Origin of the sequence: Chloracidobacterium sp. (genome assembly GCA_016711345.1) — a bacterium.
In the GTDB taxonomy this organism is placed as follows: domain Bacteria; phylum Acidobacteriota; class Blastocatellia; order Pyrinomonadales; family Pyrinomonadaceae; genus OLB17.
The window spans coordinates 1508428-1532768 of the sequence record JADJTD010000001.1 but is presented as its reverse complement, the minus strand read 5'-3'; the positions used below and the strand labels follow the sequence as shown (position 1 = coordinate 1532768).

Genomic DNA, 24341 nt, shown 5'->3' with positions numbered 1-24341 from the left:
AAAAGAGGTTTTTCAATTACTTTGATACTATACCGCATTATGAACAGACCAGAAACAAACGAATTCGACCCGTATTATAACAACTACATTTCGCTCATTGAAGGCAATGATGTGCTGCAGATTTTGGATGCCCAGCCAAGCGAGCTCCGAGAGATATTTGCCGGCATGCCGGAGGAAAAAGGGACGTTTGCTTACGCTGAAGGCAAATGGACGATCAAGGAATTGCTTAGTCATCTGATCGACGGTGAGCGGATGTTTGCCTATCGCACACTGCGTGTTTCGCGTGGGGACAAGACGCCTATCGAGGGCTTTGAGCAAGACGGCTATATCGAAAATTCAAACGCAAATAATCGCTCATTCGCCGAACTGCTTGAGGAATTCGACCTGCAGCGGCGGTCTAATATGCTCTTGTTCAACAACCTTTCAGATGAAGACTCAAAACGCATGGGCACCGCCAACGAAAAAGAAATTTCAACCCGTGCCCTCATTTACACCATGGCCGGGCACATCAGGCATCACATCCAGATCCTTAACGAGCGCTACCTAGCCTAATGAAATATGACGCCATTATAATCGGCGGCGGTGCTGCCGGGCTGTTCTGTGCGATAGAGGCGGGGAAGCGAGGCCGCAAAGTTGTTGTCTTAGAGCATAACGCCGAGGTGGGACGGAAGATCTTGATCTCCGGCGGCGGGCGATGTAACTTCACAAATATAAACGTCGAGAGCGAGAATTTTATCTCGCAGAACCCGCATTTCTGTAAATCTGCGTTGTCGAGATACACGCCGCAAGATTTTATTGATCTGGTCCGAAAACATAAGATCGCCTATTACGAGAAAAAGCTCGGGCAATTGTTTTGCAGCGAGAGTTCGCGGCAGATAGTCGATATGCTTCTGCGCGAATGCCGCAATGCTCGCGTTGAGATCAAGACCGGATGCTCGATTACAAATGTCACGAAAAGCGAGAGTTTTGTTGCGGAAACAAGTCAGGGAATATTTGAGGCAACAAATCTGATCGTTGCCTGCGGCGGGCTTTCTTTCACAAAGATCGGCGCCAGTGGCCTGGGCTTTAGTATCGCCCGGCAATTTGGCCTGAAGGTAGTCGAAACCAGGCCGTCTCTGGTCGCTCTCGTTCTAAAAGGTGAAAATTACAAACAACTGTCAGGCCTTTCCATAGATACGGTTGTTTCTACGGGTAAACACAGTTTTCGTGAAAATATTCTCTTTACGCATCGCGGGCTTTCAGGCCCCGCGATCCTGCAAATATCGAATTACTGGAAACCCGATGAGCCTGTTTCATTTCACCTCACACCTGAAACCGATGTGATGAAACAGCTAATGGAAAACAGACAAAGCCGGCAAAATTTGGGAAATTTGCTTGGCAGGTTTTTGCCGCAACGCTTTGCGGATGAGTTTGCAAGCCGTGAATTTGAAAACAAACCTTTATATCAGTTGAACGAAAGAGAGATAGAATCTATTGGAGAAAAGCTAAGCAATTGGCAATTAAATTTTCGCGAAACCGAAGGTTATGACCGTGCGGAGGTGACTCTCGGCGGCGTTTCTACAGATGAACTCTCATCACAAACGATGGAATCGAAAAAGGTTTCAGGCCTGTATTTTATCGGAGAGGTCGTAGATGTAACCGGATGGCTCGGCGGGTACAATTTCCAGTGGGCGTGGGCATCGGGATTTGCCGCAGGCAATGCGATCTAAAAATAAAGCGGGGGAGCCGTCTCCCACACCGTCTCCCCCTATTTTCGCAACCGCATACAGGGCGTATGCTGCTACGAAAAGTGATTCATAAAACCTCATTTCCCAGTTAAGGTCGGATGGAAACTATGAATATAAAATTACACAAACTGAGAAGCGTGTCAAGAAAACATCGAGGGCAATTTTTGCTATCTGAAGGTTGAAATGTCCATGCCATACTTGTCCCTGACGTGCTCTTCGGCAGCCTTATTGACGATTTTGAGGTTTTCGAGACGGCGCGTAGATTTGCTTATCTGGACGGCAGTGCGAGCCGCCATTTGTTTTATCATGTCACGGCCTTCGGCAGCCTCAGCCTGCATCTTTTCCCGCAGAGTATATAACTCTGACTGCTGTGCAGTAAACTTCTCTTCTACAAGTTCGTTGAGCCGTTTTTTGACTTGCGATATCTGGCGTATCGACCGGACGAGCTCGTCGCCTATGGAGTCGCCTTTGACGAGATCTGGGCTGTTGCGAAAATCCTCAACTAGCTTATTCAGTTTTGTTTGATCGCCAGCAGAGTATGCTTCGTTAAGCTGTGCCATCAGGCCGTGGCGTTTTTCCTTTTCAGTAGGATCAAGAGCGAGGTCTGGATGAATGGTGCGAGCAAGGTTATGGTATGCCTTTTTGGCCGCTGCGGTAGGCTGCCATTTTTCTGAGGCATGTGCGGCAGCATCTTCAACTCGTTTGGCCGACTCCTCAGCGCGCCGACGAAGTTCCTCGACTTTTTTCTTGACCTCCTCATCGTCAGGTACGAGTTTGAATTCTTCCTCAGCTATCTGGGCCTCGATATCATCGAGATTGGAATATAAACGCCCTACCTCCATCGTGTATTGAGCCTCAAACTGCTCAAGCTCCGCTCGAAGGTCCGCCATTTCTTCCTCGCGGTCGGCAAGACGATCCTTTAGGCGTTCAAGTACGGCTCGTTTCTTATTGAGTTCAATTTCTTCGGGTGCAAGAGAATTCATAGATCACGAGTAGAGATTCATCGGCCGCGTGAGTAAGGCGATCGGGTCATCGATGTTCAAGACCTCGCGGACGTAGAAAGGCTCGCCTGCCGCGACTCCGATAAGCGAACCAAAATAACGTGAGCGGCCTTCCAGTTCATCGAGATAATTTTTGGCAGTTAGACGAGTTTCCGGTTCGGTCGAGTTTGGGTCATGAAATTGGGATTTGTGGGCCCGAATCGCTGCCATTTTATCGTCGAGAAAATCTGAGATATCAACAACAAACGACGGCTCAACCCGCTGTGAAAAGATGTTGTGAGCTACTATCGGCACGGCGAATCTGTCATCGCCGGTTTCTTCGTCGTAACGCCGCATGCTGACCAATCGAGCCGATTCGCGGACCAACTGAGCGATGTGATCGTGGTCGGGGTGTGAATCGCCGATCTGATGCGTTAGGATCACTTTTGGCTTCAGACGCCGTAATGCTCGCACCATTTTTGTTCGTTCGACGTCGGTTACAAACATATGGCCATCAGGAAGGCCTAAGTTTTCGCGAAGGTCGATCTTTAAGATCTTAGCGGCATCGTCTGCTTCGATCGCGCGGCCTTGAACAGTGCCGCGCGTACCCATTTCACCGGCAGTTACGTCGAGAGCACCTGTCCGATAGCCGAGATGCTTCATCTTTAGCAGTGTGCCGCCGACGGTCAACTCTGCGTCGTCTGGATGGGCGAATATCGCTAGAATATCAACCTGGCTCATCCGTTTAATTTACCACAAGGTTTGATAGTATTCAGTTATGAAGTTGGTAGTTCTAGGTTCCGGATCAACTGTGCCTCATGCAAAACGTGCGAGTTCCGGCTATTGGCTGGAGGCTAGCGGAGGCACATTATTGCTCGATTGTTCGGCGTCTATAGGTTCACGAATGGCGGCGAACAGCCTCGATTGGCCAAATCTTGATGCCATCTGGATATCGCATTTTCACCTCGATCATTGTGGAGGTTTGGCTCCATTGCTTGCGGGAACAAAGCACTCAGCCGAGATGAAACAGCGAACGAAACCTATAAAGATCTTTGGCCCTACGGGATTGAAAGGCCTGATCGATCGCTCTAGTGCTGTAAATAACTATCGCCTGCTCGAACAGCCGTTCCCGGTCGAGGTGATCGAGATCGAGGAACAGGAATCGTTTGAAATACTGTCGGGAGTTGAGGCAGTTGCGCTGAAAACGCCGCACACTGATGAGAGCCATGCGATCCACATTCGAGACGCGGAAACGACGCTGGTTTATTCGGCTGATACGGGTTTTAGTGAGGTAATTGCTGCATTTGCGAATCGTGTCGATATGTTCATTTTAGAATGTACATTTGTCCGCGATAAGCCAATAAAAAAGCACCTCGAACTCGCCGAGGCGATGTTTCTGATACGAAAGGCGCAGCCCAAACGAGCGATGCTGACGCATTTTTATCCAGAATGGGACGAAATTGATTTCGAAACAGAGATCGCGAAATTTGATCCGCCTTGCGAGGTGATCGAAGCAAAGGACGGCTTGCGGATAAGCATTTAGACCACTACGCCAATGAAAATAAAGCCGACAATGCTGGATGTCATAGACGACGGTGTGAATTGAAGACGAGAAACATCACCACGCGTCAAAAATCCCTGATTCCAAGCTAAATGTATGATTTGCAATGGTTTAACGTCAAAGCAGAAAAAAGGCGCCATCTTGCGACCCCAAAAAGCCATCGCTGACCCCCTAAAAAGCCATCGGAGACACCCCAAAAAGCCATCGGGAAAATTTTATATTTAAGACAATTTGAGCTTTAAAAACGTCGTTTTTTGCATTTTCCACTAGTCGTCCACTAGTCAGCTCCGCTGCCTCCGCCACCTCGCCCGCAAAACAGCCACCTCGACAACCACCGCCAGCCACCGTCGCTCAATTGCCAAAGTTTTCGTTCGACGATCCGGCGGCGTAGCCGCGAATCTTAAAAATACGTCTCCAGAAAGGCATAGCCTTTCCGCTTGGCGACTGGGCGAAGCCCGAAAGATTCGGCCCTAATAAGAACAGGCGGCTTTAGCCGTCTTTCCCGAAGGGCAGATAGCCACGCTCGTTTACGGCGTGGTGAAGATCGCCCGAATTGATCGGAAGGGCGTTTTAACGTCCCTGCTCGGATGGGCTTAAGCCGCCGGAATCAAAGGACATTAAAACGCCGTGATGTTAATTTTCACAAACTTGACCACGCCCTAAAGGAGCGTGGCTATGTGCCGCGAAGACGCGGTACGGCGGCGGAGCCGCAGATCCTAAATTACATCTCGCCGGAAAGGCATAGCCTTTCCGCTTGGCGATTGGTTCAATGAAGTGAGTGTTAAGCCCTTGCTGACGAGCGGGCTTCTGCAATTGGCTTCGAAACGTTGAGTGTTAAGCCCTTGCTGACGCGCGGGCTTCTGCAATTAGGTTGTTTTTACGTTTTGTTTTGCCATGGCCATTAGGTCGGCGGGGAGCCATTTTTCGAGGACCTTTTCTTCGGCTTCGCCGATGCCTTTGGTGCGGTTACGCCATTCTTTTGATGGATCATCTTCGCGGCCGGATTGTTTTGGGTAATTTTCGACCTGTTCGAGGCTGATGATGATGCCGTGGGCGATGTCGCTCCAGTCTTCGTTCTGGATGCCACGCAGCACAACGGGCAGGCCGGCCGTCCAGTCTTCTTCGGGTGTGATATTGTCGTATTCTGGAATGGTCAGTTTGTCGGTGGATGGAAAACCTTTGCCGCTGAATTCGCTAACGATCTGGCTGGTAACGTCCTTGTATGAGGCATTTGGATTTGCCTTTCGCATCTCCAGAGCACGACGGAAAATATCTGATACTGTAGGATTTTCGCTCATAATTTGAACTCAGAATACCACAAACATGCGGCTAATGTCCTAGCCTATTGAAGGCAATAGAATATGAAAAGATTTATTTATCAGCTCCATGTATTGCTCGGGGTTATGGTTTCGATCCCTGTTCTTGCGTGGTCGTTGAGTGGGCTCTTGTATGCTTTGCCCAATATGGTCGAGGGCGGAACTGTAGAGAAGATCGACTCGGTTCGCGTCAAAGTGTCGCCCGCCGAAGCTATCGCGAGTGCAAACCTGCTGGCTGGCAAACAGTTGCCGACGACCGCATTGACCTTGTTAATGAAAGACGGCCGTCCGCAGTATCAGTCTATCGGCGGATTAGGCGCAGATTCGATCTTTATCGATGCTGAAACGGGTGCGGCGCAAATGTCTGCGCCGCCGTCGTTCAAGACCCGTTTTTTTCGTGAGGCTCATTTCTATTTCTTTGCAGGCGAATGGCAGGTAACTCTGCTAATAATTTTTTCGGCTTTGACGGCACTTTCGGCGATGACAGGCATTTATCTGAACATTGTTTACTGGTCACGCAGATTTTGGCGAGCGGAAGAAAATTAACCACAGAGACACAGAGGGCACTGAGAATGGACAAAATAGAATTTCTCTATGTCCTCTGTGTTCTCTGTGGCTAATATACTGCCAACTTTTTTCTTGATAATCGGCATCTGAAAAGATAGTCTTCATTACACGAGGGTTTTAATATATGAAATCGTTTTTTGCACCGTTTTTTGCACTGGGCATCATACTTTTTATGTTTCTTTTTGCATTTGGGCAGAATGAGCAGTCTCCGATCGTTGAAAAGGTGATCGACTATAAGGACTGGACATACAAAGATATCCGAACAGACAAAGAGGTCAATCTGCGTGATTTCACAAAAGACAAAAAGCTGACCATCGTTGTATATTTTGCTCCGTGGTGCGGGAATTGGAATTATGACGCGCCTATCCTTGAAAGACTGTATGCAAAATATAAGGACAAAGGGCTGGGGCTAATTGCGGTCGGAGAATACGGGCCAATTGTGTCGATGAGGTCAGTTTTTGATCGGTTCAAGCTCACATTTCCAGGAGTTTACGAATCGGAAAACCGCGACAAAAGGCAATATACGCTGCACTACGCTTACCGGCAGTCGACGGGCGATACGCGCGGTTGGGGTTCGCCTTGGTACATCTTGCTACCGCCGTCAGTGATAGAGAAAAAAGGAGATACGCTTACCAAAAAGACCTTTGTCATCAACGGTGAAATGATCGCGGACGAGGGCGAGCAATTTATACGCAAGCATCTAGGATTGCCGGCGGTTGAACAAAAAACTGCGTCACTGAGTGCAGACAAAACCGAGACGGCTAAGATCGAGGTTTGTGAAGATAAGAAACCTGCCGAACTTGTACTTTCTAAAGAGAGAAAAGAGTAGCGGTTGATTTTAACGCGGCATGACCGCGAGAGTGTCTGACAGCTTCTTTGCCGTTTGTCTCAGAGGATCTTTTGAACCTACGAACTTGCCAGCGATGGCAAGGTCTTCAGATTCGGCCATAAGGTCTGAGATGCCCTCAATGCTCGGCAGATACTTCTTTAAGGTTGTTTTGGTTCGAAATTCTGTTTCGAGATCGGCTAATCCCTCTTTGAAATTACGGATCGCGGTTACCACTTTCTGCTTGCTTGCCTCGTTCTGGTCAAGCGTTGCTTTTGAAAGGCGCTTCGTCTTTGCCGACGCGTCAAGCGTCTCAATGTCCTGTGCGACAGGCCCCAGAACATCGATAAATCTGTTCATGTTATCGAGCTGATTCGATACCTTTTCGCGGGCGGTTCTGACATCTAATGGCGGAATGGTTTTCGCCGCCGTAGGTTTCTTAGCGGTATTTTTCTTAGTTGACTTTTTCTGTGCATCGACGCCGGTGACAAATAACGCTAAAACGATCAGGGGTAGGATAAATCTAAGTTTTTTCATTAATATTTTGTCCTGTGCTAGGCTAAGTATTACAATTTTATCATAAACGCGATGCATCATCGGTATTTAGAGGTTCGCAGGATCGGGCGCGTTGGCTACGCAAAGGCGCTGGAACTTCAAAAGGAGCTTGAGGGCGAAGTTATTGCCCGGCGAGAGAGCGATTATCTATTGCTGCTCGAACATCCGCATACCTTTACGCTTGGACGCAGATCGAAAAATGACGGCGTGCTTGCTACAGCCGAGATGCTGCGAAATCTAGGCGTCGAGGTTTTTGAAACAAACCGCGGCGGACGCGTGACCTATCACGGCATCGGCCAGATCGTGGGCTATCCGATAATTAGCCTCTCGCCCGATCGCGAAGATGTACATAAATATGTCCGCGATCTTGAAGAAGTGCTTATTCGTACAATGGCTGATTTTGAGATCAACGCCTTTCGGATCGAAGGCTTGACGGGCGTTCACACAGTCGAAGGTAAGATAGCAGCTATCGGCGTTCACATAAAACGCTGGGTCACAACACACGGTTTTGCATTGAACGTCAACACCGATCTCAGCTACTACAATTGGATCATCGCCTGCGAAGGCGAACCTGTGACCTCGATGGACCGCCTGCTTGGCCGCGAAGTTGATATGGTCGAGGTTGAAAATCGGCTAGAAGAGAATTTTTACGACGTGTTCGAATACGGTAAATTGCCACTAGCTTTAACTAGTGGTTTTGGTACTAAACAAGACAAGGCTTTAGCCCAACATTTGGCTAAAGCCGAATTTCCTTAAATACTCACCTCCACCTAAAGGTGGAGGCAATTGAATAACTTATGAGACGTGATACAACATCGTGGTACAGCCACAATTTGGGAATGGATATGCCGTTGGTGGCATATGGACATGCGGGTTATCCGCTGTTGATGTTTCCGACGGCGGCGGCGGATTATTTGGAATACGAGCGGTTTTATCTGGTCGATTCGATAAAAGAATTTATCGAGGCGGGATTGATAAGAGCTTACTCGATCAACTCGGTCAATAAATACAGCCTCTTGAACAAAGAGTCTCATCCGGGCTGGAAAGTTGAGATGTTGTCGCGTTACGACAATTACGTTATGGACGAGGTCTTGCCGTTGATCCGCAGCGAGTGCGGCGCGGATGCAAAACCTCTCACGACGGGAGCATCGTTGGGCGCGTTACTGGCCGCCAATACTTACTTTAAGCACTCAGACAATTTTCGCGGCACGATCGCTATGAGCGGTAGCTACGATATTTACAATTATCTGGAAAGCTATTACGACGATAATGTCTATTTCAACAACCCGATGATGTATCTCAAGAATCTAAATGACGATTACCATCTGCCACGTCTTAGACAGTCAGATTCAATAGTGATCGTTACGGGCCAAGGCTCATACGAGGCCCCGGACCGCAGTAGGGAATTCTCAGGACTCCTTCACTCCAAAGGCATTCCGCATAAACTCGACGTTTGGGGCAACGACGTCAACCACGACTGGGTCTGGTGGCGGAGAATGCTGCCGTATTATCTTGGCGAGTTCACTAAGGGATGAAGGATGAAGGATTGAATTTTTCATCCTTCATCCCTCATCCTTTCACTAGCCGTCTCCTTTTTTACCTTTTCGCTTAGAGCCGTCTTGCTTTTCAGGCGGCGGTTCATTTTTTGGTGTGTTCTGAACGACCGGCGGTTTTATCACGATCGGTTTGTCTGGAGCGGGTTCGACCGGCTTTGTTGTCGCCGGTTTATCTCCATCTGAAGAATCGCCGGGTAGCGGTGCGTTAGGATCTATCTTCGCCCCGGGTGTCACGACAATGCCGGTCTTAGGTGCATTGGCATCAGCCTCCTGCAAGGTTTCGAGTTCCTCGCGCCTACGTAATTCGGCCTCGCGTTTGATGTCCGCGGGCATTGGCGGCGCCTCGGGGAATTTCTCGATCGGCTTGCCTTTCATGAAAGGGATCATAAAAGCATTGAAATACGGCAGTGCACCGTGGCCGCCGGTCATGCTATTGCCAAGATTTTCCTTGCGAAGCGGATTGCCCATCCAAACACCGGTCGTATACGTCGGCGTGTAGCCGATGAACCACACATCGGTATGATCATTGACGGTCCCGGTCTTACCGCCGATCGGGTTGCCGCCTGCGCTAGCTCCTGCTGCGGTTCCGCCGCCGCTGCATACTGCCCGCATTAACTCAACCATAGTTAATGCAGTGTATTCACTAGTTACTTTCGAACTGGCACCATCGTATTCTTCCAACAGGCTGCCGTCACGGTTATATACTTTGCGGATCAAGTGGGGCGTCATTCGAATACCCTTGTTTGGAAATGACGAGTAGGCCGCCGTCATTTCCAGCAGCGAAGCCTCGCTTGCTCCGAGTGCTGACGGAAGGCTCGGAGCCATGGGGTTAGTGATGCCAAAACGCCTTACCATTTGAGCCCCCGCCTGAATCCCAACCTGCTCAAGCAAGTGTACCGCCGCAATGTTGTAAGACTTTGCGAGAGCGATCTTCATAGGCGTATTGCCATGGCTGAGACTTCCATCATAATTGTGCGGCTGCCAACCGCCGCGTTTGATCGGAGCTCCGCTGACAACAGATTCAGGTGTCATTCCGGATTCGACCGCTGCGGTATAGATGAACGGTTTATATGCCGAACCGGTCTGCCGAAGGCCCTGAGTAGCGTTATTAAATTTGTTTGTGTGGAAGTCGTACCCGCCGACCATAGTGACGATCTCGCCCGTCTTAGCGTCTATGGTTACAATAGAAGCCTGAACATCTGGAACCTGCGAAAGTTCTACTTCCAGTGTTTGGTTATCTGTATCTACGCTCTTTACCAGAAATTCAGCCAGATAACCGGGCTTAAGTTCGTCTTTTGGCCGCTTATCGCTTCGACCCATATTGCCTGCGCGAACTACGGCCTTAAATCTTCCAAACCGAACTCCGACCTCATCCGCAGCCACATTGACCTTCATTACGAGACCCTTGATGTACTCGCCCTCATGATAATCGTCGCCATACCAGTCAGCATGTTTGAAAGTTTCGAGCGTCTTGGTTATCTCTTTTTCGTCAGTCACCGGCTGGTCGTTGTCGTCAACAAGAAGATTTTGATAATCCGAACGCCATTTTCGTCCTTTATCAAACGCACGCAGACGTTCGCGTATCACGCGGGTAGCGATCTTTTGACCTTCTACATTAATGCTTGTATAAACCTTCAAGCCGCCTTGAGCGACACGCGTGGTGTATTTTTCTTCGAGATACCTGCGGATCTCCTCGACCGGATAATCCCAAGCGGTCGATTTTGGCTGAGATTGGTAATACGCCGTGTCGGCGAGTTGGATCTGGGTCGCCTTTGCTGTCTCGGCCTGGGCTTCGGTAACGTAAGCGTATTTCGCCATCTGATCCAAAACCAGATTGCGTCGCATTTTAGCCTTATCCAGATTTCGAGTTGGCGAATACTCAGACGGAGATTTTGGAATAGCCGCCAATAATGCAGCTTCTTCCAGATTGAGTTCCTTTAACGGTTTTCCAAAATACGTTCTTGACCCTGCCTCAAAACCGTATGCTCCGGCTCCGAGAAAAACATAGTTCATATACATTTCAAGGATCTGGTCTTTTGTATAAAGGCGCTCGATCTGCAATGCGACGGCCCACTCGTTTACTTTTCTCGTGTAAGTTTTGTCTTTGTAAAGAAAGAGATTTTTTGCAAGTTGTTGGGTGATCGTTGAGGCACCTTGCCCCTGAAGATCGCCGGTTGTAAGGTTCTTGAAAACGGCACCGATGATCCTATAAGGATCAATGCCTATGTGATCACGAAAACGATAATCTTCGACCGCCATCAGAGCGTCTTTTACAACGTCTGGCACATCCTGGATCTTGATCGGAATACGCTTTTCGATCGCAAATTCGGCCAGCACTGTTTCGCCGTCATCTGCATAGATCGTTGTAACCTGCGGCGGGCGATAAGTAGCAAGAGCGGAAACCTCGACGGAATATCGGGAATTATTTAAGTAATAGGACGCAAGAACACCGGTCAGAGAACCTGCGGACAAGGCCAATACGAGAGCCGTTGTCAGTAACATCAGGGTGGAAAAGCCGCCTTTTTTATTTCCGTTGGAAACAGCCTCGGCTGTTTTTAATTTCTTTACTTCTACTGCCACCTAATTATCTCCTAGTTGACGAACCGTCGCAGTTTTACGCTTATTACAAATCCGATCGCGACAAATGTCGATAAAATTGCTGAGAGCCCGGCGCTCATCAACGGTAGCGGAACCCCGATCACAGGCAGAACGCCCAGAGCCATCCCGACATTCATAAAGATCTGAAAGACCATTCCGCATACAATTGCCATTATAACAAGCATACCCGCGCGGTCAGAAGCCTCGCGAGCACCCGCGATCATCCGCGACAAAAGCAGTGCGTAAGCCAGAAGAAGCGAAACGCACCCGATAAAGCCTGTGTTTTCAGCAGTTACTGCAAAAATAAAATCTGTATGCGGCTCGGGCAGAAACTTTAGCACGCTTTGCGAGGTTTCGGTTTCGCCTTTTATTCCGGTAAGACCGCCTTTGCCAACCGTGATAGTGGATTGGATCGTGTGATAACCATATCCACGCGGATCGACACTGTCGGGATCAGTGATCGCCAGAATTCGTTCCTGTTGATATCGCTTTATGGCGCCGCTTTTAACACCAAAATGCCATGCGGCCGGAATAAAGATCGCAGCCGCGACAACTGCAAGAACAACATAACGAACCTTTATTCCTGACAGAAAAAACATTGCCGCAAGGATCGGAAAATATGTTATCGCTTGGCCAGCGTCCGGTTCGAGTATGATGAGGCTGACCGGGCCTGCAAAAATAGCTCCGCCGATCAGCATCTCGCGAAGGCTGAGGGACTTTGCTTTCCTGGCGCCGAAGTACTTTGCCAGCATCAGGACAGTCGGGATCTTTACAAATTCAGACGGTTGGAATTGTCCGACAACGGGTAGCTTGAGCCAGGCTTTTTGACCGTTGACCTGTACGCCGAGAGGCGTTAGAACGAGAAATAGCATCACCAACCCAGCAATATAAAATACAGGAGCGGCATCGATTATCCGTCGGTAATCATTGAACGCAACGACCAGAAAGGCGACCAACGCGATCCCTATCCCAAGGATCTGCTTTGACCAATAGCTCTCAGTTGGCAAGGCGTTGTGGATCTGCCAGACGCCAAACGCGGAGATAGTTAACGCCAACAAAGCGGTAGGCCAATCAAAATCCCGGAGATCTCGTTTTTCGATGATCGCAACCATGTTTATTTAGCCACACGCTCCTCAGATGCACGTGGATGTTTTTGAAGATATGCCTGATAGACCCCTCGTGCCGCGGGGCCTGCGTTTGATGCACCGAATCCTGAGTTTTCAATCAGCGCTATGACTGAGATCTCTGGCTTGTAAGCCGGAGCAAAGCTCACAAACCACGAGTGGTCTTTGTTTGCTCCGACGTCTTTACCGACCTCGGCAACCTGAGCCGTGCCGGTCTTTCCGGCGATCTCCAGATCAGCCATTTTTATCGACCCGGCAGTTCCGCCGCCGTTTACCACGCCCCACATTCCCTTAATGACCAAGTCCCATTGATCCGGAGCGAGTTCGATGAGTTTGGGTTCAGGGTGCTGATAGGCAAATCCTGCACGGGCTGGTATGTAATTAATATCGCCTTCTTGTCCCACGGCGCTGACCGGCTTAAATTGCTTTAGAAAATGTGGAATAAACTCTTTACCTCGCATTCCGACGCTTGCGACTGCTCGCAACATTGATATGGGTGTAACAACGACCGTATCCTGTCCGATCGAGGCATACACTGTTCGAATATCGCTCCATTTGCCTTCGTTCTTTAGTATGTAAGGCATCCACGATTTTGGTGTTTGCGGTACTTTTTCATTAGGTAGATCTATGCCCGAACGTCGATCAAAACCAAACGTTTCGATCATTTTTATGAGGCCTTCGACACCCATTTTCAAGCCAAGGCGGTAATAATATCCATCACACGATTTGGTGATTGCGTAAGGCAAAGCCGGCGAACCGTGGCTTCCCATACATCGGGTAAATTTGCTGCCGACCTTGATGCCGCCGCCGCAGGCAAGGTTTGAATGAACGACTGTGATAGCTCCCTGTTGGAGAGCGGCAGCGGATTCGGGAATCTTCCAGGTCGAGCCCGGCGGATAGCGTCCTTGTATCGCGCGGTTGTAAAGCGGCCGTTTCTCGTCCTGCCAATAGGCTGCGATCTGCCTTCGGCCGTCGGGTGAAGAGCTTCCGCGAACAAAGATGTTCGGGTCGAATGACGGTGCTGACGCCATCGCGAGCATCTCGCCGTTATTCGGATCCATCGCGATAACTGTTCCGCGCTTCGTTACTGAAGTTGCGAGTTGGTGTTCTGCTTCAAGCTGCAGATCAAGGTCGATCGTGGTCACAAGATCCTGACCAGATTGCGGCGCTACGACCTCAAGCTCGGTCTGAACACGTCCACGGCTATCAACCAGTACTTTTCGGTAGCCCGGTTTTCCACGAAGAAATTCATCGTAGTATTGTTCGAGTCCGCCTTTGCCAATGATATCGCCGGGACGAAAACCCCTAGACTTAAATGTCTCTTCCTCAAGCTGCTTAGGGCTGATCTCGCCAACATAACCTAGTACATGTGCGAGTGTTGTGCCTAGCGGATAAAATCGCTGCGGTTGTAGTTCGACACGAAGCTCAGGAAACTCCAGCGAATGCGACTCGACCCATGCAATGTCCTGCATGGCGACATTTTCCTTAAGAACCATCGTCTCGAAATCATTCTGCTTTTTTATCAGATTCAGACGTTCGACGACGAATTGGCGGTCAAGATTAAGGCCGTGGGAATAATCGTCAACGCGATCAATGACGTTGATGGATTTGAGCGGTTCGTTCGAGAGAACCACATTATAAGTGGGGCGGGAATCAACCAACAGTTTGCCGTTGCGGTCGAATATAGCCCCACGCGGAGCAGGAATTGGAATAAGGCGAACTCGCTGGTTTTCTGCCCGCTCGCTGAAATACTCGCCTCTAACTATCTGGAGATAATAGAGCCGTGCACCAAGTACAGCCAACAGAACAAAAGCGATGACCTGTATCGCACCGACCCGCATTCCCAAATTTTGTATCTGATCGCCGATCTTCATTGCGATAATAAACGAACAAAATGACTTGCTACTTATTCAAACGAATAGGATTTCGCCGCCGCGTCTGGCGTCGCGGCGTAAACATGTCTCGTTTTTTGATCCTAACCTTGTCTGTCGCAAAGTTCTGCATGAACAAGTAAACGAGAGTTCCGATCGTCGTTGTTCCAATGAGCAAATATGCTCCGCTGACTACCACGTCTCCCGATGGCGTCTGCCCCAACAAACGATGCAGACCGTAGTAAACGAGATAATTTAACCCACACGCTCCAGCTAAGACGGGAATCCTTAGAATTAGGTTGTCCATGTAGACTCGTCTAGCGACCTCCGAAACGATGTAAGCAACAAGAGTTTTTGCGAAGCCATTTGCACCCAGAAGTCCTCCGCTCAATGCGTCCGTCACGATGCCTGCGATTGTGCCAAAAAGGAGAGCTTTAATTGAGTTTCTTTGCAGCGCGGCGTAAACGACAATTATCAGTGGAAAATCAATAAAGGCGAGCGGTTCCCATACGTTGCGCAGTGTCACCTGCAATATGATCGCGATGATAAAGGAAATTGTTAGCTTTAAGCCTTCCATGGATACGTCTAAGGTTCCCCGATCGTAAACTACTTGCTCTTCACCGCATTTGGCAATTTTTGTTCAAATTCTGTTCGAGCCGGCGGCTCGTAAAGTAGTATGCCGACTTCCTGCATCGAACTAAGTTTTGCCGCAGGCCTGATCAGTATTTGATGCGGAGTCGTCGCCGAGCCTTGAACGACACTCACAATATCGCCTACTTTCAAACCGGACGGAAAGATGCCATCCTGGCCTGTTGTAAAAACTGACTGGCCCGCCTTAACATCGATGTTTCCCGGAACATACTTCATTTCAAGCAGGTCTTTTTTGCTTGTCCCGTTAACCACGCCGAGTGCGTTTGATTCTCCGATTTGGCCTATGACTGCGCCTAGTCCCGATTTGTCGCGAGTGATCAGGTCAACTTGCGAGGTCAAAGGACTCACTGCGGTCACACGTCCGACGAGGCCGCCGTCTGTCACTACCGGCATATTGACAGCGACACCGTCTAGGCTGCCGCGATTGACGATTGACGAATCAAACCAAACGGACGGGTCACGACCGATTATCTGGGCGGTCAGAACTTTGTATTTACTTTGCTCTTTTAACTGAAGAAAGGCTTTCAAACGGCTATTTTCCGAAGCCAGTTCTTCTTTTTGTTTCAACTCTACTTCGAGTTCCTGTACGCGCTGTTTGAGAATATCGTTTTCACTTGCGGCAGAGCGTAGGTTTGAGATCGAACTGAAGTAGTTTGAGATCAACGAGCTGATGGTTGTGACCGGGGACTGAACAAAATCGGTGGCAGTTTGAACCCAAACACGAAGTACCCGCTGACCCGAATTGATCTCACGTGCGTGAAGTGCCATCAGGACAAAATTCACCAATAGAAGGACGATCATCAGCCACGGCGTCAACCGCCAAACATCTTTTTGACTGCGTTCTACCATCCGTTCAATGGATGAGGGGTGAGGGATGAGGGATGAAGCCAAGCATCATGACCAATTCATCCTTCATCTTTCATCCTTCATCCTTTGTTAGTTTCCTGTCATTAGAGAATTATCCCACTTAACACGTTTGAGAAGTTCGAAATCTGAGAGCATTTTGCCTGTGCCGAGCACGACTGAGGAGAGAGGGTCGTCTGCGATCACAACCGGCAGGCCGGTCTCGATCATCAATCGTTTGTCGAGATTTTTGAGCAGAGCGCCGCCGCCAGTGAGAACGATTCCGCGTTCCACAATATCGGCAGAGAGTTCCGGCGGAGTGCGTTCGAGGGCGACACGTACAGCATTGATAATGGTGGAAACCGAGTCGGAGAGGGCCTCGCGGATCTCTTCGTCCGTCATTGTGATCGTCTTCGGTATGCCTTCGATCAAATTACGGCCTCTAACGTCCATTGAGAGAGGTTCTTCAAGCGGAAAGGCACTGCCGAGAGCGATCTTAATGGCTTCTGACGTGCGTTCGCCGATAAGCAGGTTGTACTTGCGTTTGATGTATTGCGTGATCGCTTCGTCCATCTCATTACCGGCCACGCGAACCGCGCGCGAGTAAACGATGCCCGAAAGAGAAATAACGGCAATGTCAGTGGTGCCGCCGCCGATGTCAACGACCATGTTGCCGTGCGGTTCCGTGATGGGCAAACCGGCGCCGATCGCAGCGGCCATAGCTTCTTCGACAAGATAAACCTCAGACGCCTTTGCCCGATATGCCGAATCTTCCACGGCGCGGCGTTCTACCTGCGTGATCTCCGACGGAATGCCGATGACGACGCGCGGACGAACCCATGATTTTCCGTTATGAGCTTTACGGATAAAATGCTGAAGCATCTTTTCCGTAACTTCAAAATTCGCGATCACGCCATCTTTCATCGGACGGATGGCAACTATATTGCCCGGCGTACGGCCAAGCATCTCTTTTGCGTCGCGGCCAACGGCTTCAACCTGATTTGTAACTTTGTTAATAGCGACTATCGATGGTTCTGAAACGACGATGCCTCGGCCCTTTGCATAAACGAGCGTATTGGCAGTTCCGAGATCGATCGCCAGATCGCTTGAAAATAAACTGAATAGAGACTTAAATGCCATGTTTTGAACAACTTCCGTTAATTAAGAGACTGGTTTAGAGATCGTGTTTATTGTGTGCGGCTGGCATACTGACGGACGCCTGAAACGGGACACCGTAACCAAAATGTCTAACCTAATAGCATACACCTTACTCTCAGCATTTTTCTAATGAAATAAATAGTTTTTTTCTACATTAATAATGGGAAAATTGATGTTTGCGAGGTTCGATGGAAAATATGAGCATCTGGTCGCACGCACAAATTTGATCTATCCGAATTTTGGGGTTGGGGGCCGCGTGATAAATCTATTTCGTTTCCTGGTTTTGACTTGACATCCGATGAACCGGAAACGTATATTCTGAATTTCGGCTTGTCGGGAAGTAACAAGCATCGGAACTCTCCCCGCCGTCCCCGACAGTGCCCAAATTTCGTCTTAATCAGCCGCCCTAGCTCAGTTGGTAGAGCGTTCGATTCGTAATCGAAAGGTCGTCGGTTCGACTCCGATGGGCGGCTCCATTATATTCCCGTTCATAGCTCAATTTTCCTAAGAAAACCGTCAAATTATTCCTTATTTCCAATACGAAGGAGTTCGGCAACGCTCCAGGCTTGAGCGGCAGCACCGCGTGGATAGTGGGGTTGTTGGGCGTCGAAGATCTCTGAGATCTGGCCGAGCATTGTATCGGAAATGTGTTGTTTAAATCCGGAGAGCATCTGTGTGATCTGTATTTGTGCCTTCGCATCCTGTGAATGCGTCTTTCGATATGCTTCAATAAACGGGCCGATCAGCCAGGCCCAAACTGTTCCCTGATGATATGCGCCGTCGCGCTGCCTCGGCAAGCCTTTGTAGATAGCAACAAATCGCGGATCATTTGGGGTGAGAGAACGTAGGCCAACTTCGGTAAGAAGTTCGGCTTGAACTTTTTTAACAACGGCCCGAGCACGTTCTTCATCAAGCATGGTGTGTTGCAAACTGACGGCAAAGATCTGATTTGGCCTGACGGATGCATCCTTATTGGCGCCGTCGACAACGTCGTATAGACAGTTTTCTTCGTCATTCCAAAATTGGCCGTTAAAACTCGCCTTTGCCGCCGCCGCCATTTCACGATAGCGATTTTCGTTTTTGTCGCCGAATCGTTTTGCAAGATCGGCGACGAAACACAATGTGTTGAACCAAAGGGCTTGTATCTCGACCGGCTTACCTGTTCGCGGAGTGACAACCCAATCGCCTATCTTTGCGTCCATCCAGGTTAGCTGGCTGCTCGGCCCGCCAGCATACAGCAATCCATCGGTATCGACTCGTATGTTGTAACGTGTGCCGCGCATGTGCCAGTCGATAATGTCGATCAGTTTTGCGTAAAGCTGGTCACGAACAAATTTATAATCTTCAGTTTTTTCTGCGTATGCCCTAATCGCTTCAAAAAACCACAAGGTTGCATCGACAGTATTGTACTCGGGTGTTTCACCTTCGTCCGGAAAACGGTTGGGAATCATCCCCTCGGAAATGTGCTTGGCAAACTCGGCGAGGATGCTCTTTGCGATCTCAGGCCTGCCTGTTGCGAGTGTCAGGCCGGGCAAAGCGATCATCGTGTCGCGTCCCCAATCTGAGAACCAATGATAACCGGCGATGATCGTATGTCCTTCGCCACGTTTGACGATGAACTGATCGGCAGCGAGGACGAGTTGCGTGGAAAAGTCGTCGTTAAGCCCCGATCTATGAACCAATCTAGCTCGACGTTCTATCTCCGTTGCTTCAAGTGAGTCTGCGTGAGAGATCTCTTGTAATTCCGTTGAAGCAATGACTGTGGCCGGCTCGCTTAGGTCAAACGAAAATACACATGATTGAAAAAGGTCTTCAGTAAAGTCGAATCCACGTTCCTGCTCGATAGTGTATTCAAAATTGCGGTACCAGTCGTTGGAACGCTCCAGCGAGACCGCATTATGGGTTAGGTAGAGCGTTGTATCTTCGATCGAAGATTTAAAAGACACATAGCCATCGCCGCTGTCGATATGCAAACTAAAGGCTTCATCTTCGCGCCGTAAATGGTGATGGTCACGAAATGCGAATAGCGGTCGCAACTCGAGCATGACTTGTCGTTTGTCATATCGTTTTCGCTTTTTGACTGTCCACGAGGCAATAGTCGTATTACTCCCGTGAGACATAAAGATTTTTTTCTCGATCTCGATGCCGTCAACTTTAAAAGTCCAGATCGGAAATGGTTCAAGACGAAAGCCGGTAAAAAGACGATAGCCTTGAGGGTGAACCATTCCAGGATATTGATTTGTTGAGAGGTCAAACCGATTACCGTCAATGACGAGCGTTTCTTCAAATTTGGAGAGCAGAACCATCCGTCCAAGCGGAGGCTTCGTCGCCGCCACAAGCAGGCCATGATAACGCCGCGTATGTGCTCCAGAAACAGTGCCGGATGCGTAGCCCCCGATGCCGTTCGTTTCGATCCACTCGCGGGACGTCGAGGTTTCAAGATCGTTCAAAACCTTCTTGCTCAGATTGATCATTTACTTTCGATTTTAGGCAGAAACAGTGGGAATTACTTAGTGTACACAGCAATTAAATTTGGTAATTGAAGAAATATTGTCGTCAATGATAAGGAGTGATAGAAAATCAGGCGATCTTAAGATATTTCGGTAAGTTTTTCGACGCTGTCGCCCGCACTTCCATCGAAAGGTTTAGGGTCTTGCCTGACGTCTTCTGAGGAGAGACTCTCGTTGAGAAAGTCGATTAAATCAAGTTTTTCCACTGGCGTGAGTTTGTCGCATCTTTGTTTGATAATGTCCAACTCGATCGTAGCCATAGCATCACCTCGTTTTATGAATTATATCATTGAAAATGATTAGCAAAATAAAAGGAGAATATCCACCCACAGTTAAAATTGTATTCCGATCTATTTTAAGCTTGTCGATTTTTAAGAATTTTGACGAACGACCCGGATCGAAGTTCATCCAAGGTGATGCTTGTGAGATCGAGAGCTTCTTGTTCAGTAACGGCTCCGCAGTTGATCGCTCGCAGAAAATAATTTAATAAACCTTGACCCGTCGCGGCGTCGTCAAAAACATCACCGACAAGAGTTGCTTGTGCCGCTTTTTCGACAAAGTTTCGTAGGCGTTCTGAAGCGGCGTCGAGGCCTTCGAGGAAGAAAGTGAATACGGCAGCATATCGCGTCGGCAATTGTCCGGGATGAAGATCCCAGCCTTGGTAAAAGGCATTCGCCAACGAGTGTCGGCATTGATCGTAATGCAGCTTCCAAGCGCGATGTACGACCGCACGATTTTCGTCGATCTGTTCCGCAGTGAGATTATCACCGCGATGCGGTGCGACGGGCATGATGTTTGTCGCTCCGTCGGAAAGCCACACGCCAGTTCCTCCAAACGACACTTGCATCATGCTCCGCGCAAAATCGCAGGCCGGATGAAGCATTCCCTGATACGCCGCGGTTATCGAGCAGCTTGCCGTGTAATCGTATACGCCGAAATGTGCCGCGGTGCAGCGTCCACGAGCGGCCTCGAGCATTCGGGGCATACCAATTTCACCGTCCGACGCGATGATGGATTGCGTGGTCTCGATCATCATTTCCATCTTCAGACTACCAGCGGTAAGGCCGAGTTTTGGTTCGATCTCATCAAAAATATCGGCGAGCACGGCTACCTGTTCGGGTGTTACGATCTTTGGCAATGTGACGACAAAGTTATTTGGCAATTTACCGCCTGAGGTAGCGACGAGCGTCGTCAGAAAAAGATCGAGCGTGCGGATGCTGCGTGACATTAACTCCTCTGAAAAAGTTTTGATACGGATGCCGATAAATGGCGAAAGTGTGCCTGCGGCCATTCCTTTTGCGACTTCCTCTGCGGCGGAAATGGTATGGCCGTCTTCTTCGGCATCAGGCCGCGTACCGTAACCGTCTTCAAAATCGATGCGGAAATCTTCGACCGCTTCGCGGGCAAGTTTTTCACCGACACGGGCAAAGATCGTTTCCGCCAATTTCGGCGGCAGATCGAGAGCGTGGGAAAAGGTCGCGGCGTCCGGCGCAAAGGCCTCAAACGAACGCACGGCAAGCTGGCCGAGTTTTGCAGTAGTGTCCGATTTAAACAAATGAGCACCGCCGTAAACCGTATGCACCGGTTGGCGACGGCCCGATTCGCCGGGATAACGCTTGGCAAACTCCGTCATCGGCGTGCGAAGCCGCGCGGTGATCTTTTCGAATGATTCGGCGGTAAGGGATGTGTTCATAATGGCTAATTACCTTGTGAGACGTGCCTCGATCAGGCCGTGCGGCTCGTCGGTCGGGACAAAAATTCGATTGTCGTTCGCCTGTCCAAACTTTGTCATATCGATTGGCAGACAATGTATATTGGGCAATGAAAATGCGATCTCTTCGACCTCCGAAAACTCGTCAAGGATAGTTTCGCCGATAGCATAGAGCGTGTGCTGGACGGAAAGACTGTTGTGTTCGGCAAAGACTTTTAGGATAGTCTGCCTGATCGCCTGAAACGTCTCATCGATCGCATCGCCCGGTTTTGCATACCGCCAAGTTGCTTTTATAGCAGTCGAAAATATACGGTCTGTCGTCTCTGGTAAAGTCGTATAAGGATCTTTTATAAAGCCAACAAAACCGGAGTCTGTTGTTTTTAAAACAATCAGATCCTCAACGCCGGACTCGACAGTTTCGCCGTCGCGTGATGCCGTGATCTTCGCCGTGCGTTTTTCGCCGCTGCCTTTTACGAATGAATGGTTATGCTCATTGGTATTAAATTTCATCCGCCTCCATGCGGTTTCAAATATGTCGATAATGACCCGTGAGATCTGCGGATTATTCACAAGAAAATGCGCCGTGAGCCGCTTACCAAAGGACTCGATCTCTTCGATTTCCTGCGTCTGTCCAGCGAGTGCATACACAGTGTTTTTCATCGTGTCGGTTGGCAGACAAAGGCTGTTGTCACCGACTCTGTGAATGGTGTCGAAATCTCCCTCGAGAGCTATGTTGACGGTAAGGTTTTGCAGTTCGTGGCGATCGCCGGAACGCGCGACCTTCATTAGCCGCACACGCGACTTACCGTAATTGTCCTGAAGGATCTTAACGGACATATACTAACTTCCGCGGTAAGTTGAATAGCCGAACGGGCTTAACAATAGCGGCACATGGTAGTTCTGAACAGGATCTTTCACCACAAATCCAATCGTGATTAGCGGAAAAAAACACTCAATGCTTCGCATAATAAAATAGGCACCCGTGTCGAAGATCAAACGATAATGACCAGGCAAGAATGCTTCGGTTGGAGACAATAGATCCTTCAACCGCCCGTCAATATCGGTTATGCCTTCGGCAATGGCTTGCCAACCGGATGAGTGAGTTTTACGTTCCAGCACTACCGGAATTCCGGCACCAGGAAGCCCAGTAGTTGTATCAAGTATGTGTGTTGTTATGGCACTCATTTTTCAAAAAGCTTGTTAAGTCTTATTTCGGTAATCTTTCGCTGCTCTTCGGCCGCGATATGTAGTTCGGTTGCGGCGGAATTGCCAAGACGGGCTTTGCATATTGCAAGCATCTCGTCAGCGGATTTGCCTGTCGCACAGACAATAAATATAAACCCGAATTTATCGAGATACAAGCGGTTAGCCTCAGCAAGTTCGTTTCTAACGCTTTCGTCCGCCTCATCCATTCCGGATTGTTCACCTGATGACCATTCTGCAGACTTTGCCTGCTGTGTAGCAGCCGCTTTTTTTGATCCTATCTTTGGGTGAGATGCGAAGGCCTCAAGGTGCTCAATAGTCGAAAGTGAAAACCAGATTTCGTCCGCACTTTTGAACAAGTTTTCAAGCATCGCAAAAGGCCGCGCGGCCGACATTCGCCGAGCCCATTCGCTCGACCCGCAACAATCGCGAAAGACCGACTCGGCTTCGTCAGTAGGCAATTCGTTTAACCAATTAAGATTTTTGTAGATATGGAACTGTTGCAAATTGCGATCTCACTATCTTTGCGGTCTTTGCGTCTTTGCGGGAAATTTCCTTCCGCTAAGTCGCAAAGACCGCAAAGGAAAACAATTAATCAATGCGGCCATAGAGCCGCAAACGGCTAACCCCGCCGTCGGGGAAAATATTAAACCGCACATGAGTAGTGCTGCCAAGATCGGTTAACTCGTCCACTAATGTGTGTCGTGTATGTGCCTGTAATTTCGACATCGGTAAAAGCTCTCGCCACTCGATCGCGTTCAGATCATTGCCATCTGAAACGCCACCTTCAAGAGAACAGCTTTCGGGATAGTTGCCTTTAAAGTGCGATGTGTCTATCTCAACTCGCGTGATCGTGCCTTTTGTGCCGAGTTTGACTATGCACCAATCGTGGCCCGGGCCGCGTCGCCGCTGTGATTCCCAACCGTCGCTCATATCCTGTGCGAGCCCAGGCATAATGAGATTATGCCGGTGGCCAAAAAACATATCGCTTGCCAGCGGCACATCGCCGCCATTTTCGGCTGCGGCGAGATCGACCTCGCTGTTTCGGTTTTTTAGAGCATCCCAGTCGGGCACTACATTGCCGTGGACACGCAATCTTGCAACACCGCCATCGGGGAAGATCTTGAATCGCAAATATGTAACACGGCCCGCATGATCGATTTCAAATTTATTCTGCGAATCGCCCTTGAGCGGCGAGAGCGGCAATATCTCGTTCCACTGCGTTTCCGCGCCTAGCAATTGCGCAATATCAGGCCGGCCGTCAACCGTACAGGCCTCAAGCGAGCAATGCGACGGATAATTGCCGCGAAAAAATGCCGTGTCAACCACAACACCTTTTATCTCGCCGGGCATACCCAAACGGATCACGCACCAGTCAGACGTCTCATCGAGCCGGGGCGAACGCCGCCGCCGCGTTTCCCATCCATCCATCCATTTGCCGAGATTGGTATATACACCTTCTTTCCAAACTGCTGCCGCCGGCTTCAGGAGATTTTCCTTTTGTGCAAAAAAATCGTCATTTGCATAAAGCACGGCTCCGCCAAGCTTTTCGGATGCGAGATCGATCAATTCTGTAAAATCCAT

At 49.3% G+C, this 24341-nt stretch carries 24 protein-coding genes and 1 tRNA gene; 8 read left to right on the top strand and 17 right to left on the bottom strand.

Annotated features, from left to right (window positions below; all coding sequences use genetic code 11):
• Positions 1–39 precede the first annotated feature (39 nt).
• Together IPL32_06240 and IPL32_06235 are read left to right on the top strand one after the other, a co-directional pair.
• Positions 40–552 (top strand): DinB family protein, encoded by a 513-nt coding sequence (locus IPL32_06240; protein MBK8465413.1) that lies wholly within the window; start codon positions 40–42, stop codon positions 550–552.
• A complete protein-coding gene (locus IPL32_06235) occupies positions 552–1709 on the top strand; it encodes an NAD(P)/FAD-dependent oxidoreductase (protein MBK8465412.1) in 1158 nt (385 codons plus the stop codon). The genes IPL32_06240 and IPL32_06235 overlap by 1 nt, the downstream gene beginning before the upstream one ends.
• A 185-nt stretch (positions 1710–1894) precedes the next feature.
• On the opposite strand, the gene IPL32_06230 is transcribed toward IPL32_06235, so the two are convergent.
• Complete coding sequence (locus IPL32_06230; GenBank protein ID MBK8465411.1) at positions 1895–2710, bottom strand: hypothetical protein; 816 nt, start codon at positions 2708–2710, stop codon at positions 1895–1897.
• 3 nt (positions 2711–2713) lie between these two features.
• The gene (bshB1, locus tag IPL32_06225; protein ID MBK8465410.1) at positions 2714–3448 is read right to left on the bottom strand and encodes a bacillithiol biosynthesis deacetylase BshB1; all 735 of its coding nucleotides are present in this window, start codon (positions 3446–3448) and stop codon (positions 2714–2716) included.
• 37 nt (positions 3449–3485) lie between these two features.
• Between bshB1 and IPL32_06220 the strand changes: the two genes are divergently transcribed.
• Positions 3486–4250 carry a ribonuclease Z gene (locus tag IPL32_06220; GenBank protein ID MBK8465409.1) on the top strand — a complete coding sequence of 255 codons (765 nt, stop codon included), beginning with the start codon at positions 3486–3488 and terminating at the stop codon, positions 4248–4250.
• Positions 4251–5134: 884 nt separating this feature from the next.
• Here the strand turns inward: IPL32_06220 and IPL32_06215 are convergent.
• On the bottom strand, positions 5135–5566 hold the full coding sequence (locus IPL32_06215) for a hypothetical protein (protein MBK8465408.1): 432 nt from the start codon (positions 5564–5566) through the stop codon (positions 5135–5137).
• Positions 5567–5629: 63 nt separating this feature from the next.
• Here IPL32_06215 and IPL32_06210 point away from each other — a divergent pair, with 63 nt between their 5' ends.
• A complete protein-coding gene (locus IPL32_06210) occupies positions 5630–6130 on the top strand; it encodes a PepSY domain-containing protein (GenBank protein MBK8465407.1) in 501 nt (166 codons plus the stop codon).
• A gap of 145 nt (positions 6131–6275) precedes the next feature.
• On the top strand, positions 6276–6980 hold the full coding sequence (locus IPL32_06205) for a redoxin domain-containing protein (GenBank protein MBK8465406.1): 705 nt from the start codon (positions 6276–6278) through the stop codon (positions 6978–6980).
• Between the two features lie 9 nt (positions 6981–6989).
• On the opposite strand, the gene IPL32_06200 is transcribed toward IPL32_06205, so the two are convergent.
• A complete protein-coding gene (locus tag IPL32_06200; protein ID MBK8465405.1) occupies positions 6990–7514 on the bottom strand; it encodes a hypothetical protein in 525 nt (174 codons plus the stop codon).
• 51 nt (positions 7515–7565) lie between these two features.
• Here IPL32_06200 and lipB point away from each other — a divergent pair, with 51 nt between their 5' ends.
• Positions 7566–8288: a lipoyl(octanoyl) transferase LipB gene (lipB, locus tag IPL32_06195; GenBank protein ID MBK8465404.1), complete on the top strand. Its 723-nt coding sequence runs from the start codon at positions 7566–7568 to the stop codon at positions 8286–8288.
• A gap of 41 nt (positions 8289–8329) precedes the next feature.
• The gene (locus tag IPL32_06190; GenBank protein ID MBK8465403.1) at positions 8330–9067 is read left to right on the top strand and encodes an esterase family protein; all 738 of its coding nucleotides are present in this window, start codon (positions 8330–8332) and stop codon (positions 9065–9067) included.
• A gap of 45 nt (positions 9068–9112) precedes the next feature.
• Here the strand turns inward: IPL32_06190 and IPL32_06185 are convergent, their stop codons facing one another.
• The 6 genes from IPL32_06185 to IPL32_06160 all read right to left on the bottom strand — a co-directional run bounded on the left by IPL32_06185 (position 9113) and on the right by IPL32_06160 (position 17315).
• Positions 9113–11668, bottom strand: coding sequence for a PBP1A family penicillin-binding protein (locus IPL32_06185; protein ID MBK8465402.1), 2556 nt, complete (start codon positions 11666–11668; stop codon positions 9113–9115).
• Between the two features lie 11 nt (positions 11669–11679).
• The gene (locus IPL32_06180; GenBank protein ID MBK8465401.1) at positions 11680–12798 is read right to left on the bottom strand and encodes a rod shape-determining protein RodA; all 1119 of its coding nucleotides are present in this window, start codon (positions 12796–12798) and stop codon (positions 11680–11682) included.
• A gap of 2 nt (positions 12799–12800) precedes the next feature.
• Positions 12801–14684 carry a penicillin-binding protein 2 gene (mrdA, locus tag IPL32_06175; protein MBK8465400.1) on the bottom strand — a complete coding sequence of 628 codons (1884 nt, stop codon included), beginning with the start codon at positions 14682–14684 and terminating at the stop codon, positions 12801–12803.
• A gap of 28 nt (positions 14685–14712) precedes the next feature.
• The gene (gene mreD, locus IPL32_06170; protein ID MBK8465399.1) at positions 14713–15258 is read right to left on the bottom strand and encodes a rod shape-determining protein MreD; all 546 of its coding nucleotides are present in this window, start codon (positions 15256–15258) and stop codon (positions 14713–14715) included.
• 29 nt (positions 15259–15287) lie between these two features.
• Positions 15288–16181 carry a rod shape-determining protein MreC gene (gene mreC / locus IPL32_06165; GenBank protein MBK8465398.1) on the bottom strand — a complete coding sequence of 298 codons (894 nt, stop codon included), beginning with the start codon at positions 16179–16181 and terminating at the stop codon, positions 15288–15290.
• An 87-nt stretch (positions 16182–16268) separates the two neighbouring features.
• On the bottom strand, positions 16269–17315 hold the full coding sequence (locus IPL32_06160) for a rod shape-determining protein (protein ID MBK8465397.1): 1047 nt from the start codon (positions 17313–17315) through the stop codon (positions 16269–16271).
• Positions 17316–17733: 418 nt separating this feature from the next.
• Here IPL32_06160 and IPL32_06155 point away from each other — a divergent pair.
• Positions 17734–17809 (top strand) — tRNA-Thr (locus tag IPL32_06155).
• A gap of 45 nt (positions 17810–17854) precedes the next feature.
• Here the strand turns inward: IPL32_06155 and IPL32_06150 are convergent.
• The 7 genes from IPL32_06150 to alc all read right to left on the bottom strand — a co-directional run bounded on the left by IPL32_06150 (position 17855) and on the right by alc (position 24341).
• Positions 17855–19807, bottom strand: coding sequence for a glycogen debranching enzyme family protein (locus IPL32_06150; GenBank protein ID MBK8465396.1), 1953 nt, complete (start codon positions 19805–19807; stop codon positions 17855–17857).
• A gap of 116 nt (positions 19808–19923) precedes the next feature.
• Positions 19924–20103 (bottom strand): hypothetical protein, encoded by a 180-nt coding sequence (locus IPL32_06145; protein MBK8465395.1) that lies wholly within the window; start codon positions 20101–20103, stop codon positions 19924–19926.
• A 95-nt stretch (positions 20104–20198) separates the two neighbouring features.
• On the bottom strand, positions 20199–21536 hold the full coding sequence (locus tag IPL32_06140; protein MBK8465394.1) for a phosphoenolpyruvate kinase: 1338 nt from the start codon (positions 21534–21536) through the stop codon (positions 20199–20201).
• 9 nt (positions 21537–21545) lie between these two features.
• A complete protein-coding gene (gene pucL / locus IPL32_06135) occupies positions 21546–22391 on the bottom strand; it encodes a urate oxidase (protein ID MBK8465393.1) in 846 nt (281 codons plus the stop codon).
• Between the two features lie 3 nt (positions 22392–22394).
• Positions 22395–22739 (bottom strand): hydroxyisourate hydrolase, encoded by a 345-nt coding sequence (gene uraH / locus IPL32_06130; GenBank protein MBK8465392.1) that lies wholly within the window; start codon positions 22737–22739, stop codon positions 22395–22397.
• Positions 22736–23248: a 2-oxo-4-hydroxy-4-carboxy-5-ureidoimidazoline decarboxylase gene (gene uraD / locus IPL32_06125; GenBank protein ID MBK8465391.1), complete on the bottom strand. Its 513-nt coding sequence runs from the start codon at positions 23246–23248 to the stop codon at positions 22736–22738. Before uraD ends, uraH begins: the two co-directional genes overlap by 4 nt.
• 100 nt (positions 23249–23348) lie before the next feature.
• Positions 23349–24341 carry an allantoicase gene (gene alc, locus IPL32_06120; GenBank protein ID MBK8465390.1) on the bottom strand — a complete coding sequence of 331 codons (993 nt, stop codon included), beginning with the start codon at positions 24339–24341 and terminating at the stop codon, positions 23349–23351.

Bases quoted from the DNA above. Each gene is read 5' to 3' on its own strand.
- IPL32_06240 (MBK8465413.1), top strand. From the start codon at position 40: ATGAACAGACCAGAAACAAACGAATTCGACCCGTATTATAACAACTAC.
- IPL32_06235 (MBK8465412.1), top strand. From the start codon at position 552: ATGAAATATGACGCCATTATAATCGGCGGCGGTGCTGCCGGGCTGTTC.
- IPL32_06230 (MBK8465411.1), bottom strand. From the start codon at position 2,710: ATGAATTCTCTTGCACCCGAAGAAATTGAACTCAATAAGAAACGAGCC.
- bshB1 (MBK8465410.1), bottom strand. From the start codon at position 3,448: ATGAGCCAGGTTGATATTCTAGCGATATTCGCCCATCCAGACGACGCA.
- IPL32_06220 (MBK8465409.1), top strand. From the start codon at position 3,486: ATGAAGTTGGTAGTTCTAGGTTCCGGATCAACTGTGCCTCATGCAAAA.
- IPL32_06215 (MBK8465408.1), bottom strand. From the start codon at position 5,566: ATGAGCGAAAATCCTACAGTATCAGATATTTTCCGTCGTGCTCTGGAG.
- IPL32_06210 (MBK8465407.1), top strand. From the start codon at position 5,630: ATGAAAAGATTTATTTATCAGCTCCATGTATTGCTCGGGGTTATGGTT.
- IPL32_06205 (MBK8465406.1), top strand. From the start codon at position 6,276: ATGAAATCGTTTTTTGCACCGTTTTTTGCACTGGGCATCATACTTTTT.
- IPL32_06200 (MBK8465405.1), bottom strand. From the start codon at position 7,514: ATGAAAAAACTTAGATTTATCCTACCCCTGATCGTTTTAGCGTTATTT.
- lipB (MBK8465404.1), top strand. From the start codon at position 7,566: ATGCATCATCGGTATTTAGAGGTTCGCAGGATCGGGCGCGTTGGCTAC.
- IPL32_06190 (MBK8465403.1), top strand. From the start codon at position 8,330: ATGAGACGTGATACAACATCGTGGTACAGCCACAATTTGGGAATGGAT.
- IPL32_06180 (MBK8465401.1), bottom strand. From the start codon at position 12,798: ATGGTTGCGATCATCGAAAAACGAGATCTCCGGGATTTTGATTGGCCT.
- mrdA (MBK8465400.1), bottom strand. From the start codon at position 14,684: ATGAAGATCGGCGATCAGATACAAAATTTGGGAATGCGGGTCGGTGCG.
- mreD (MBK8465399.1), bottom strand. From the start codon at position 15,258: ATGGAAGGCTTAAAGCTAACAATTTCCTTTATCATCGCGATCATATTG.
- mreC (MBK8465398.1), bottom strand. From the start codon at position 16,181: ATGGTAGAACGCAGTCAAAAAGATGTTTGGCGGTTGACGCCGTGGCTG.
- IPL32_06160 (MBK8465397.1), bottom strand. From the start codon at position 17,315: ATGGCATTTAAGTCTCTATTCAGTTTATTTTCAAGCGATCTGGCGATC.
- IPL32_06150 (MBK8465396.1), bottom strand. From the start codon at position 19,807: ATGATCAATCTGAGCAAGAAGGTTTTGAACGATCTTGAAACCTCGACG.
- IPL32_06145 (MBK8465395.1), bottom strand. From the start codon at position 20,103: ATGGCTACGATCGAGTTGGACATTATCAAACAAAGATGCGACAAACTC.
- IPL32_06140 (MBK8465394.1), bottom strand. From the start codon at position 21,536: ATGAACACATCCCTTACCGCCGAATCATTCGAAAAGATCACCGCGCGG.
- pucL (MBK8465393.1), bottom strand. From the start codon at position 22,391: ATGTCCGTTAAGATCCTTCAGGACAATTACGGTAAGTCGCGTGTGCGG.
- uraH (MBK8465392.1), bottom strand. From the start codon at position 22,739: ATGAGTGCCATAACAACACACATACTTGATACAACTACTGGGCTTCCT.
- alc (MBK8465390.1), bottom strand. From the start codon at position 24,341: ATGGATTTTACAGAATTGATCGATCTCGCATCCGAAAAGCTTGGCGGA.